The organism is Thiobacillus sp. (assembly GCF_018780105.1).
Taxonomy (GTDB): Bacteria; Pseudomonadota; Gammaproteobacteria; order Burkholderiales; family Thiobacillaceae; genus Thiobacillus.
In genome coordinates this window covers 113,810-126,123 of record NZ_JADMKC010000007.1, presented here as the reverse complement: position 1 = coordinate 126,123, position 12,314 = coordinate 113,810, and the positions used below count along the sequence as shown (strand labels likewise).

Here is a 12,314-nt window from a genome sequence, read left to right as displayed (position 1 = left end):
CTCGCCCGGCGTAAAATCGCGCGCATGCGCATCGCACTCATCACCCCGTATGGCGCGGCCCATCGCAACGGCAACTGGCACACAGCCGCACGCTGGGCGCGCTTCCTGCGCGAGGCGGGGCACACGGTTCGGGTACAGACGGAATGGGACGGCCGCCCAGCCGACCTGATGCTGGCGCTGCATGCGCGGCGCAGCTTTGCCTCGATCCACGCGTTCGCCGAGCGTTTTCCCAGCCGGCCGCTGCTGCTGGCGCTGACCGGCACAGACCTGTATCGCGACATCCATGAAGACGCCAATGCACAGCAGGCGCTGGAGCTCGCACACCGGATCATCGTGCTGCAAGAGCGCGGCGTTGACGAGCTCGCTACCCATCTGGCCGCCAGGACACGGGTGATTTACCAATCATCGCCCGACACCGCACGCAAATCCGTGCGCGCCAAAGCCTTCGAGGTACTGGTCATCGGCCACCTGCGTCCAGAAAAAGATCCGTTCCGCGCTGCGCTGGCGACCGCCTATCTGCCCGATTCCTCGCACATTCAGGTCACCCACCTGGGTGGCGCGCTGAGCGAGGACATGGCCGCCACCGCCGAACTGGCACAGGGCAAGCTGCCGCGCTGGCACTGGGCAGGCGATGTGCCGCACAAAACGGTGCTGAACCGGCTGGCGCGCGCGCGACTGATGGTCATCAGCTCGGTCATGGAAGGCGGCGCCAATGTCATCTGCGAAGCGCTGGCGGCCGATGTGCCGGTACTCGCCTCGCACATGCCCGGCAACATCGGCATGCTGGGCGAGGGCTATCCCGGTTATTTTCCAGTGGGCGACGAGCGGCGACTGGCCGAGTTGCTCTCGATGGCCGAGCGCGATCCCGATTTTTATGCCGAGCTGCTACGGCACGCCCGCACGCGCCGCGCGCTGATGCGGCCTGAGCAGGAAGCCAGCCGACTGCGGCAGGTCGTCGCGGAATTCGAGCAGATGCCTATCATTTGACGCCTCACTTGACGCATGGCTTATGCTGTCGGCAGTTCAAAATCGGGCCACCCCAATGTCAGCCACCGAGCATTTCATCCCCGGCAAGGACGCTTCGCTCGAAGCCTCCATTGCCACCCTGCAATCCAAACTCGACGCACTGGGATTTCATATCGAGGAGCGCTCCTGGCTCAATCCGGTGGAAGGCGTGTGGTCGGTGCATATCCGCGACCGCGACTGTCCGCTGCTGTTCACCAACGGCAAGGGCGCTTCGGAACTGGCCGCGCGGGCAAGCGCGCTGGGCGAGTATTTCGAGCGCTTGTCGACCAACTACTTCTGGACGCATTTCTATCTGGGCGAAACGATCGCCCAGCGCAGCTACGTCCACCACCCCGACGAACGCTGGTTTGACGTGATCGACAGCGATAGCGACGCCTGGCCGGCCGGTTTGCTCAACCCGGAATTGCACGCGTTCTACAACCCGGATGACCGCGTGCGTGCCGACCAGCTGATCGATCTGAACTCCGGCAACGCCGAACGCGGCATCTGCGCCATCCCCTACCAGCGTCTGCGCGACGGCAAGACAGCGTATTTCCCAGTCAACCTGATCGGCAATCTCTACGTCAGCAACGGCATGTCGGCCGGCAATACCTTGATGGAAGCGCGCACCCAGGCGCTGGCCGAAATCTTCGAGCGCCACATCAAGTTCCGCATCATCGAAGAAGGGCTGTGCCTGCCCGACGTGCCCGAGGCCGTGATCAATCGCTACCCGCACATCGCCGCCGGCATTCGCGGCCTGCGCGAAGCGGGCTTCGGCATCCTGGTGAAGGACGCCTCGCTCGGTGGCCGCTATCCGGTGATGAACGTCACCCTGCTGCATCCGGACGATCAGGGCTGCTTCGCCAGCTTCGGCGCGCACCCGCGCTTCGAGGTGGCGCTGGAGCGCGCGCTGACCGAGTTGTTGCAGGGCCGCGCGCTCGATTCGCTGGCGGGCTTCCCCGCCGCCGGCTTCGATCAAACCGAAATCGCCGATCCGCAAAATCTGGAAATCCATTTCGTCGATTCCAGCGGCGTCATCAGCTGGCAGTTCCTGCGCGACACGCCCGACTACGAATTCGTCGACTGGAATTTCGGCACCACCACCGAAGAGGATTACCACTGGTCGGTCGATGCGCTGCACGCCGAAGGCCACGAGATCTACATCGCCGACTTCACCCATCTCGGCGTCTACGCCTGCCGCATCCTGGTGCCCGGTGTATCCGAAATCTATCCGGTGGAAGAGCTCGAGTACGAAAACAACAGCGTCGGCAATCTCATTCGCCCAGCCCTGTCGCGCCTGCCCGAGTTGAGCGACGACGAATGCGCCGACCTGCTTGATCTGATGGATGAGCTGGAACTGGCTGACGACCGCTTGGTGACGGTGCTGATCGGACTCGCGCCCGACCCCGGCTCGCCATGGACCGATATCCGCGTGGGCGAAATCAAATTGCTGCTGGCGCTGGCAATCGGCGACGATGACGCCATCATCGATGGCTGCACCTGGATCGCGCAATACGGCCAGCGCAGCGAAGCGCGACTGAAGGTCTACCGCTGCATCGCCGATCTTGCGCGGCTGGCCGAGCCCAGTCCGTTCGAATCGTCATTGGCGCTGCTGTACGGCCGCGAAACCCTGCAGACTGCATTCGCATTGTTCAATCAGGACCAGCGTTTTTTCGGGCTGACCGCACTCGGCAGCAATTTTGAAGGCAGCGCGATCCATCAACGCCTGCTGGAGGCTTACCGCAAGGTGCGGGCCTGAATGAAAAAAGCCGGGGCGGCAACGCGACCCCGGCTTTTTTCATTTGTAATCGATCCGGCGTATTTGCTTGGTGAATGTGCAGGACGTTCAGCAAAGAGGCAGGATCAAAAACCGCTTACTTGTATTTTCTTGGCATGGACGGAGGCATTTGAACCTGGGTGTCCTTGTGGCGGAAATTGATCCGCCCCTTGGTCATGTCGTAAGGCGACATTTCAATCGTGACCTTGTCGCCGGTCAGGATGCGGATGCGGTGTTTGCGCATTTTTCCGGATGCGTAGGCAATGATTTCAACACCATTGTCGAGCGTCACGCGAAAACGCGTTTGCGGCAACACCTCGTTTACTACACCTTCAATTTCTACCAGTTCTTCTTTTGCCATAGTGTGTCCCTAAATTGATAAGCCCATAACGCGGCGAGCCATGCGCCAGCGCTGAGAATGCTTCGGCTCGTCATGCGAACCGCAGCAAACGCGCCAAATGGCGGATGTCAGTACAGATAGCCAGGAAAAAGGCAAACCAAAAGACCCGTCCGGTCGATAAGTATGCAGGGCACGCGCCCACTTGGCAAGAAAAAGCCTCAAACCCGTCAACAACAGCACGGTTCAGGAACGTTGTCGCACCGTTTCATAGAGGCACAGGGCAGCCGAAACCGACACATTGAGGCTCTCGACCGTGCCGCCAAGCGGAATCCGGGCAACCTGGTCGCAACTTTTTTTGACCAGACGCCGGATCCCCTCGCCTTCCGATCCCAGCACCCAGGCTATGCCCGCTTTCGCGTCGATACCGGACAGCGTCTGCTCGCCGTCCATGTCGGCCGCGATCACCCAGATGTTGTGTTCCTTGAGGTCGTCGATCGTGCGCGCCAGATTGGTGACCATGATGTAAGGCACGGTTTCGGCCGCACCTGAAGCCACCTTTTCAACCGTGGCATTGATACCGACAGCGTTGTCTTTCGGCGCAATCACCGCATGCACGCCGAAGGCGTCGGCAGACCGCAAAATCGCACCCAGATTGTGCGGGTCGGTCACGCCGTCAAGAATCAGCAGCAACGGTGCGCCCTGAATGTTTTCCAGGATGTCGTCAAGCGACTGGCTGAGTTTGACCGGCTTCACCCGCGCCACCACGCCCTGGTGCTTGATTTCCTTGCCCACCAGTCGCGCCAGACGCGCAGGTTCGACCTGCGCGAGGTTGACCTGGCAGGCCTTGGCCTGCGCGACCAGATCGCGCGCGCGCGCATCGCGGCGGGTGAGATCGAGGTAGATATCGATCACGCCTGCCGGGTCATGGCGCAGGCGCGCCAGCACGGCATGAAAGCCATAAATCAGCTTTTCAGGAGACTTCTCGCTCATTTCCTGTGGCCACCGGCTTTTGTCCGACCCGATTTCTTTTTCGCAACAAACGACGTATCAGCGGCATCGTCTGCAGACTCGACCGTCTCGACCAGCGCAAAATCAATCTTGCTGGTTTCGATGTCGGCACGCATCACCTTGATGCGCACGCGGTCGCCCAGGCGATACCGCTTGCCCGTGCGCTCGCCAAGCATCATGTGCTTGGCCTGATCGTAGTGGAAATAATCCTGGCCGAGTTCGGACACGTGGACCAGACCTTCGATGAAGATGTCGTCGATCGCGACGAACATGCCGAAGCTGGTCACCGCGCTCACCGTACCGTCGTATTCGTCGCCGATGCGGTCCTGCATGAAGTAGGTCTTCAGCCAGGCGTCGACGTCGCGGGTGGCGTCATCGGCGCGACGCTCGGTCAACGAGCAATGCACCCCGACTTCCGCCAGCCCTTTTCCGGGCAACTTTTCGCCTTTCAACACGGCCTTGATGCCGCGATGCACCAGCAGATCGGGGTAGCGACGGATCGGCGAGGTGAAGTGGGTGTACGCCTCGTAGGCCAGGCCGAAGTGGCCTTTGTTGTCCGGGCTGTAAACCGCCTGCTTCAACGAACGCAGCATCACGGTCTGCAGCAGGCCGTGGTCGGGACGGTCCTTGATTTTCTCCAGCAAGGCGGCGTAATCCTTGGCATGCGGTTTGTCGCCGCCTGTCAGATCCAGGCCAAACTCGGCCATGAAACCACGCAGCGCAGCGAGCTTTTCCGGAGTCGGGCCTTCATGCACACGGAACAGCGCGGGCTGCTCGTTGACGTGCAGGTAATCCGAAGCACACACGTTGGCCGCCAGCATGCATTCCTCGATGATGCGGTGGGCATCGTTGCGAATCACCGGCACGATGGCCTTGATCTTGCCATCGTCATCGAACTGCATCTGCGTTTCAGTCGAGCCGAAATCGATCGCACCGCGTTTGGCGCGTGCCTTCAACAAGGTGCGGAACAATTTATCCAGCGCCTGCAAATGCGGCATCAATTCAGCCTGCCCGGCATCCGGTTTGACTGCGCCGGACAACCAGTCCCACACCTGGTTGTAGGTCAGGCGCGCGTGCGAAAAAATCACCGCCGGGTAGAAGCGGTATTCCTTGATGCTGCCGGTGCTGCTGACCTGCATGTCGCACACCATCGACAGGCGGTCCACTTGCGGATTGAGCGAACACAAGCCGTTGGACAGCGCCTCGGGCAGCATGGGAATGACGCGCCGCGGGAAATACACCGAGTTGCCGCGCTCGTATCCTTCCGTGTCGAGGGCGTCATGCGGTTTGACGTAATGGCTGACGTCGGCAATCGCGACGACCAGGCGGAAACCGCTGCGGCCGAGCGGCTCGCAATACACCGCATCGTCGAAATCGCGCGCGGTTTCGCCGTCGATGGTGACCATCGGCAGGTGGCGGATGTCTTCGCGTCCGGCCATGTCTTTTTTCAGCACCTTGTTCGGCAAGGCAGCGGCCTGCTTTTCAACCTCCGGCGGAAACACGTAGGGCAAGTCGTGCTTGCGCAGGGCAATCTCGATCTCCATGCCCGGGCCGGTATAACTCCCCAGCACTTCCGTCACGCGGCCGATCGCTTCGCTATGCGCGCCAGGTTGTGCAACGATTTCCACCGTCACGACCTGACCGGGCTGCGCCGCGCCCGCGTTGCCGGCGGGGACGAGAATGTCCTGGTTGATGCGGCGATTTTCCGCAATCAAAAAGCCGATGCCCTCTTCCAGGTAATAGCGGCCGACCACGAACTGGTTGACGTGCTCCAGCACCTCGACGATCTTGGCTTCGCGCCGCCCACGCCGGTCAAAGCCGGCCACCCGCACCAGCACTTTGTCGCCATGCAACACACGGTGCATTTCCTTGGGCGACAGGAACAGGTCGTCGCCGCCTTCATCGGGCGCGACAAAGCCGAACCCGTCCGGATGGCCTTCGACGCGTCCCTTGATGAGGTCCAGCTTGTCCGGCAGGCAAAGCAGGCGCTTGCGGTTCAGCATCAGTTGGCCATCGCGCTGCATCGCGCCCAAGCGGCGCTGGAACAGTTCGCGTTCGTCATCCGTGATGTGCAACTGCTCGGCCAGCGCATCCGCCTCGACCGGACAACCCGCCTCGGTCAGCAGTTGCAGGATGTATTCGCGACTGGGCAAGGGCGATTCATAGCGTTCGATTTCACGTTCATAGAACGGATCGGCCAGACGGATCGCCGGAATTTTGTGCTTCGCTGCACGGCTACGTGATTTGTTCGTTGACAATTTATTCTCTGCTCTCTAGAATGCGCGCCTTATTGCCCAGATGGCGGAATTGGTAGACGCGCACGGTTCAGGTCCGTGTGCCGCAAGGTGTGGAGGTTCGAGTCCTCTTCTGGGCACCAGTTGTAAGCAAAAAGCCGACCTCGTGTCGGCTTTTTGTTTGGTTGATTTGGATGTCCGGCATTACGCCTCGAAGGGGTGACGACGCACGATGGTCTCCACCCGATCCGGTCCGGTCGACACCACGTCCACCGGTACTTCGCACAAGGCCTCCATCCGCTTCAGGTAGGTCTGCGCCTTTTGTGGCAGCTTGTCGAATTCCTGCACGCCCACCGTGGTGTCGCTCCAGCCCGGCAGGTCTTCGTAAATGGGCTCGACATGGGTGATCGATTCAGCACCCACCGGCAGGATGTCGCACACTTCGCCATCGATCTTGTAGCCGACGCACACACGCACGGTTTCCAGTCCGTCAAGCACATCGAGCTTGGTCACGCACAAGCCCGACACCCCGTTGATCTGGATCGAGCGCTTGAGCGCCGCGGCGTCGAACCAGCCACAGCGACGCGCGCGACCCGTAGTGGCGCCCACCTCATGGCCTTTCTCGCCGAGATACTGGCCGACGTCATCGAACAACTCGGTCGGGAACGGGCCGGATCCAACGCGCGTGGTATAGGCCTTGGTAATGCCCAGCACGTAATGCAGCGTGTTCGGTCCCACCCCGGCGCCGGTGGACGCGCCGCCGGCAGTGCAGTTGGACGAAGTCACGAAGGGGTAGGTGCCGTGATCGATGTCGAGCAGCGTGCCCTGCGCACCCTCGAACAGCAGGTTGCCGCCCGCCTTGTTGGCCTCGTAAAGGCTGCGAGGCACATCGGCGACCATCGGCTTTAGGCGGTCGGCCATCGCCATCATGCTGTCGAGCGTCTGGTTGAAGCTCACCACGTCGGCCTTGTAGTAGTTCTTCAGCATGAAATTGTGGTGGTCAAGGACTTCGCCCAGCTTGGCGGCAAACCGTTCGCGGTGGAACAGGTCCTGCAGGCGCAGCGCACGCCGCGCCACCTTGTCTTCGTAGGCAGGGCCGATGCCGCGCCCGGTGGTACCGATTTTGCCGGCGCCTTTGGCGATTTCACGCGCCTGGTCGAGCGCTACGTGGTGCGGCATGATGAGCGGGCAGGCCTCGCTGATTTTCAGGCGGCTGGCGACATCGACGCCAGCCGCAATCAGCATGTCCATTTCTTCCAGCAGCGCGGTCGGCGACAGCACCACGCCGTTGCCGATATAGCAGGTGACGTTGTCGCGCAGAATGCCCGATGGAATCAGGTGCAGCACGGTTTTCTTGCCCGCAACGACGAGGGTGTGGCCGGCATTGTGGCCCCCCTGAAAACGCACCACGCCCTGTGCGCGATCAGTCAGCCAGTCGACGATTTTTCCCTTGCCCTCATCCCCCCACTGGGTGCCGATGACGACGACGTTTTTTGCTGCCTCATTTTTTGTTGCCACAGAGAAATCTCCCTTATTGTGTTGCCACTTTATCAAGCCACGGAGCTGGCAATGGCCAGCTCGCGCAAATCCAGACTGAAACCGGTCGCCGGACGCGCCCGCCCGAACACCCGCCCCACTTCATCGTAGCGTCCGCCCTGCGCGATCGCATGGCTGCGCCCGCCCGTGTAGGCGGCGAACACGACACCACTGTGATAACCGTAGCCGCGCAGCTCGGCCAGATCGTAGGCCGAGTCCACCCCATCCAGGCCGCGGTCGATCGACTCCAGCGTATCCAGCGCAGCCTGCACTGTCGCCAGTTGCGGCAGGCGCGCACGCGCCTCAACCAGCACGCTGCGGTCGCCATACAGCTGCGGCAATGCAGCAAAGGCTTGCTGCAAGCTGGCCGGCAGCCCTGCCGTCAGCGTGGCTACGGCGCTGCTGTCCTTGGCCTGCAGGGCGCCGAACAGCTGATGCTCGAGCTCGCCGTTCAAGCCCGCTTCTTGCGCCAGCGCACGGTAAACCCCGACATGACCGATATCGAGTTGCAAGGTGCTGACACCGCATGCGGACAAGCCCTGCAACATCAGGGTCAGAATTTCGAGATCGGCTGCAGCACCCGGTTCGCCATACAACTCGGCCCCGATCTGGATCGGCTCGCGGGAACGATGAAAACCGTCGGATTGCGTATGCAGCACGCTGCCCGCATAACACAGGCGGTTCACCGCATTGGCCGCCAGCAGGTGCGCGTCGATCCGTGCGACCTGCGGCGTGATATCTGCACGCACGCCCATCAGACGTCCCGACAGCTGATCGACCAGCTTGAAGGTTTTGAGATCGAGATCCGCCCCCACCCCGGTCAGCAACGATTCAACGTATTCCATCAGCGGCGGAATCACCAACTGATAGCCTCGGCTACGGAACAGGTCGAGCAGCGCACGCCGCATGTCCTCCATGCGCCAGGCTTGCGGCGGCAGGACATCTTCTACATTTTCAGGGAGCAGCCAGGCGACCATTGCGGTTCAACAATTCAATTCAACAACATCAACAAAAAAACGCCGCCCAACATCGAGGCAGCGCCAATGAAACGCAATTGACCATCGCTAAGTTCCAGCATCCGGCGAAAGCCATCGCGCCAGACGGTGGGTGCCGCGAACGGCAGCACCCCTTCGATCACCAGCAACACGCCAATTGCAGCAAGCCAGTCAATGCCGGTCATTGACCGCCAGCAGCACGCGGATTCTTCATGTATTTGAAGAAAGCAGCGCTGGGGTCAAGCACCATCATGTCGCTCTTGCTCTTGAAGCTTTCACGATAAGCCTGCATCGAACGATAGAACGCATAGAACTCGGGGTTCTTGCCATAGGCCGCCGCGTAAACCGCAGACGCTTTGGCATCGCCCTCGCCCTTGACGCCCTGTGCATCGCGATAGGCCTCGGCAACGATCACTTCCTTCTGCTTGTCGGCGTCGGCCTTGATTTTTTCGGCTTCCGCCGCGCCGGTCGATCGCAACTCGTTGGCCACCTTCTTGCGTTCGGCCTCCATCCGGCGATACACGTTTTCTGAAACAGACGCCGGCAACTCAACCCGCTTGATGCGCACATCGACCACCTGCACCCCCAGCGTGCTGGCGAAGCGATCCGCCTGATTCCGGATCGCTTGCATCACTTCGTCGCGTTTGCCGGAAACCACATCGTTGATCGTGCGTTTGCCGAACTCGGCGCGCAAACCGTCATTCACGGTCTGCTTCAGCCGGATGGCCGCACGGCTCTCGTCGCCACCCACCGAAACGTAGAACTGCTTGGCATTGACGACACGCCACTTGATGAAGGAATCCACCAGCACGTTTTTCTTTTCCGAGGTAATGAAACTCTCCGGATCGGCATCGTCGAGTGTCAGAATGCGCGTATCGAAAAAACGCACGTTCTGCACCAGCGGCAGCTTGAAATACAAGCCCGGTTTCGTTTTTACCGATACGACTTCTCCGAGCTGGAACACCAGCGCATTCTGGGTCTGGTTGACGGTAAACATGCTCCCGCTCAGCACCACAGCCAGCACGACAAGCCCGATCAAAACGGGCGCAAAGTTGAATTTCATGGCCGATCCTCCCGGTCACGGCTGCGGAAAGCATCGCGCGAGCGCGGGTCAGCCGGTGTTGCGGCCGGCGCCGACTCGCTGACTGGCAATTGCGACAACGCGTCGGCAGCAGCAGGCTGACTGACAATCTGCTGCAGTTTATCGAGCGGCAGATACAACAGGCTGTTGCCCTTCTGGTCGACGATGATTTTCGTCGTGTTGTTCATCACGGCCTGCATGGTATCGAGGTATATCCGCTCACGCGTCACCTGCGGCGCCTTCGCGTACTGCGTGACAATCATAGAGAAGCGGTTCGCTTCACCCTCGGCATTTGCGATCACCGACTGCTGATAACCCTGGGCCTCTTCCTTGAGGCGCGAAGCGAAACCGCGCGCGCGTGGCACCACGTTATTGGCGTAAGCCTCGGCCTCGTTCTTCAGCCGCTCTCGGTCCTGCCCGGCCTTGACGGCGTCATCGAATGCGGCCTGTACCTGTTCGGGCGGCTGAATGTTCTGTAGAGTCAACTGGCTGATCGTGATGCCCGTCTTGTAGCGGTCGAGAATCTGTTGCGTCAGCGCTTTCGCACGCGCTGCGATATCCGCACGCCCCTCGTACAACACGAAGTCCATTTTGTTTCTGCCGACGATCTCGCGCATCGCGCTCTCGGCCACCTGCCGCACCGCTTCTTCCGGGGCGCGGTCGACAAACAGGAAATCTTTGGGGTCCTTGATGATGTACTGCACGGCGAATTGCAGATCGACGATATTTTCGTCGTCGGTGAGCATCAGCGACTCACGCAGCATCTCGTTTTTGACATTGGTGCGATAGCCGATTTCGACCGTGCGCACCTGATCGATGTTCACCACTTCGCGGGATTCGATCGGCCACGGAATGTGCCAGTTCGGCCCCGGCTGGGTGGTTTCGACGTATTTGCCGAAGCGCAACTCCACGCCGCGCTGCCCCTGGTCGACAATGTAAAACCCGCTGGCCAGCCATACCAGCACCACCAGCCCTGCCAGCAAGCCTGCCAGATTGCCGCCGCCCGGCATGACGTCGGGAGACCCACCTTCCGGTCCGCCCCCCTTGCCGCCGAACATGCCGTTCAGCCGCGCGTTAATGCGGCGCCACATCTCGTCCAGGTCAGGCGGACCGCTGTTTTTGCCGCCGCTCCCTTTATTGCCCCATTGCGGGTCGTTCCAAGCCATATTTGATTACTTTACGCAGTGTGAACCATAGGAGAGAAAGCCGTTTCATCGTGTGCCGCAGTCTCGTTCTGAACGCGATTGGCGCCCAGGATTTCTGACAGCGCCTCGCGTAAGAGTTCAAGCCCCGCGCCGGTTTGCGCGGACACATAAACGCTCTGAAGTTTACCATATTCGTCGCGCCCCACCCCCGGCGCAACGCCCGTCAAATCAAGCTTGTTGTAAACGCGAAGCTGCGGAACCGAATCGGCGCCGATCTCGCCCAGCACTTTTTCGACAGCCTCGATCTGCCGTTCGCGCCCCGGGCTCGAAGCGTCAATTACATGCAGCAGCAAATCGGCTTCGGCGGTCGCCTCGAGCGTGGCACGGAACGCCGCCACCAGATCGTGCGGCAGGCGCGTAATAAAGCCGACCGTATCCGACAGCACGATTTCACCCAGCCCGGGCAGGTACAGCTTGCGGGTGGTGGTGTCCAGCGTGGCAAACAGCTGGTCGGCAGCGTAGGCACCGGCACGTGTCAGAGCATTGAACAGCGTGGATTTTCCGGCATTGGTGTAACCCACCAGCGCCACTGACAATACCTGCTGACGATCACGCGAACGCCGCTGGGTACGGCGCTGCTTGCCCAGCCTGGCGAGCCGTTCGCGCAGCGCCTTGACGCGCACGCCAAGCAGGCGGCGGTCGGTTTCGAGCTGCTTCTCGCCAGGCCCCCGCATGCCCACCCCGCCACGCTGCCGCTCGAGGTGGGTCCAGCCGCGTACCAAGCGGGTGGACAGGTGCTGCAACTGGGCCAGCTCGACCTGCAGCTTGCCCTCTGCGCTTTGCGCGCGGCTGGCAAAGATATCCAGGATCAGGCTGGTGCGATCGATCACCCGGCATTGCAGGCGGCGTTCCAGATTGCGTTCCTGTGCCGGGGACAATTCATGATTGAAAATCACCACATCGGCCTCGGCGGCAGCGACCAGGGCAGCGATTTCGTCTGCCTTGCCGCTTCCTGCGAACAATGCAGCGTCCGGGCGGCTGCGCTTGCCCTGTACCTCCCCGAGGATTTCCAGCCCGGCGCCGGTCGCCAGCAGCCGCAATTCGGCCACGCTTTCGGCGAAGTCGGGCGTGCCGAAATCGAGCGCGACCAGAATGACGCGTTCACCTCCCTGATGGCGATCAAACAACCGAAC

11 protein-coding genes and 1 tRNA gene are annotated in these 12,314 nt (G+C 61.2%); 3 read left to right on the top strand and 9 right to left on the bottom strand.

All coding sequences use genetic code 11. The features are described 5' to 3' along the window. Positions 1-24 precede the first annotated feature (24 nt). A complete protein-coding gene (senB, locus tag IV098_RS07165; protein ID WP_296887518.1) occupies positions 25-987 on the top strand; it encodes a selenoneine biosynthesis selenosugar synthase SenB in 963 nt (320 codons plus the stop codon). Positions 988-1,042: 55 nt separating this feature from the next. Beyond that, positions 1,043-2,764, top strand: a complete 1,722-nt coding sequence (gene ycaO / locus IV098_RS07160) for a 30S ribosomal protein S12 methylthiotransferase accessory factor YcaO (RefSeq protein ID WP_296887516.1) — start codon at positions 1,043-1,045, stop codon at positions 2,762-2,764. A gap of 115 nt (positions 2,765-2,879) precedes the next feature. Here the strand turns inward: ycaO and infA are convergent, their stop codons facing one another. From infA to rnr, 3 genes are all read right to left on the bottom strand, one after another. Next, positions 2,880-3,143 carry a translation initiation factor IF-1 gene (gene infA, locus IV098_RS07155; protein WP_296887514.1) on the bottom strand — a complete coding sequence of 88 codons (264 nt, stop codon included), beginning with the start codon at positions 3,141-3,143 and terminating at the stop codon, positions 2,880-2,882. Between the two features lie 222 nt (positions 3,144-3,365). Beyond that, positions 3,366-4,112: a 23S rRNA (guanosine(2251)-2'-O)-methyltransferase RlmB gene (gene rlmB, locus IV098_RS07150; RefSeq protein ID WP_296887512.1), complete on the bottom strand. Its 747-nt coding sequence runs from the start codon at positions 4,110-4,112 to the stop codon at positions 3,366-3,368. Next, entirely contained in the window at positions 4,109-6,388 is a 2,280-nt protein-coding gene (gene rnr, locus IV098_RS07145; RefSeq protein ID WP_296887509.1) for a ribonuclease R, read from the bottom strand. The genes rlmB and rnr overlap by 4 nt, the downstream gene beginning before the upstream one ends. Positions 6,389-6,422: 34 nt before the next feature. Here rnr and IV098_RS07140 point away from each other — a divergent pair. Beyond that, a tRNA-Leu gene (locus tag IV098_RS07140) sits at positions 6,423-6,507 on the top strand. A 61-nt stretch (positions 6,508-6,568) separates the two neighbouring features. Here the strand turns inward: IV098_RS07140 and IV098_RS07135 are convergent. Genes IV098_RS07135 through hflX form a run of 6 tightly spaced genes read right to left on the bottom strand, consistent with a single transcriptional unit; the run spans position 6,569 to position 12,308 of the window. After that, entirely contained in the window at positions 6,569-7,882 is a 1,314-nt protein-coding gene (locus tag IV098_RS07135) for an adenylosuccinate synthase (RefSeq protein ID WP_296887507.1), read from the bottom strand. 32 nt (positions 7,883-7,914) lie between these two features. Beyond that, on the bottom strand, positions 7,915-8,877 hold the full coding sequence (locus IV098_RS07130; protein ID WP_296887505.1) for an ATP phosphoribosyltransferase regulatory subunit: 963 nt from the start codon (positions 8,875-8,877) through the stop codon (positions 7,915-7,917). Between the two features lie 14 nt (positions 8,878-8,891). Next, entirely contained in the window at positions 8,892-9,080 is a 189-nt protein-coding gene (locus IV098_RS07125) for a DUF2065 domain-containing protein (protein WP_296887503.1), read from the bottom strand. Next, positions 9,077-9,958 carry a protease modulator HflC gene (hflC, locus tag IV098_RS07120; protein WP_296887501.1) on the bottom strand — a complete coding sequence of 294 codons (882 nt, stop codon included), beginning with the start codon at positions 9,956-9,958 and terminating at the stop codon, positions 9,077-9,079. The genes IV098_RS07125 and hflC overlap by 4 nt, the downstream gene beginning before the upstream one ends. Next, positions 9,955-11,142, bottom strand: coding sequence for an FtsH protease activity modulator HflK (gene hflK, locus IV098_RS07115; RefSeq protein ID WP_296887499.1), 1,188 nt, complete (start codon positions 11,140-11,142; stop codon positions 9,955-9,957). The genes hflC and hflK overlap by 4 nt, the downstream gene beginning before the upstream one ends. An 11-nt stretch (positions 11,143-11,153) precedes the next feature. Beyond that, positions 11,154-12,308, bottom strand: coding sequence for a GTPase HflX (gene hflX, locus IV098_RS07110; protein ID WP_296887497.1), 1,155 nt, complete (start codon positions 12,306-12,308; stop codon positions 11,154-11,156). Positions 12,309-12,314: the final 6 nt, after the last annotated feature.

What these genes read in the sequence shown, in the direction of transcription:
- senB (WP_296887518.1), top strand. Translation starts at nt 25, where the DNA reads ATGCGCATCGCACTCATCACCCCGTATGGCGCGGCCCATCGCAACGGC.
- ycaO (WP_296887516.1), top strand. Translation starts at nt 1,043, where the DNA reads ATGTCAGCCACCGAGCATTTCATCCCCGGCAAGGACGCTTCGCTCGAA.
- infA (WP_296887514.1), bottom strand. Translation starts at nt 3,143, where the DNA reads ATGGCAAAAGAAGAACTGGTAGAAATTGAAGGTGTAGTAAACGAGGTG.
- rlmB (WP_296887512.1), bottom strand. Translation starts at nt 4,112, where the DNA reads ATGAGCGAGAAGTCTCCTGAAAAGCTGATTTATGGCTTTCATGCCGTG.
- IV098_RS07130 (WP_296887505.1), bottom strand. Translation starts at nt 8,877, where the DNA reads ATGGTCGCCTGGCTGCTCCCTGAAAATGTAGAAGATGTCCTGCCGCCG.
- IV098_RS07125 (WP_296887503.1), bottom strand. Translation starts at nt 9,080, where the DNA reads ATGACCGGCATTGACTGGCTTGCTGCAATTGGCGTGTTGCTGGTGATC.
- hflC (WP_296887501.1), bottom strand. Translation starts at nt 9,958, where the DNA reads ATGAAATTCAACTTTGCGCCCGTTTTGATCGGGCTTGTCGTGCTGGCT.
- hflK (WP_296887499.1), bottom strand. Translation starts at nt 11,142, where the DNA reads ATGGCTTGGAACGACCCGCAATGGGGCAATAAAGGGAGCGGCGGCAAA.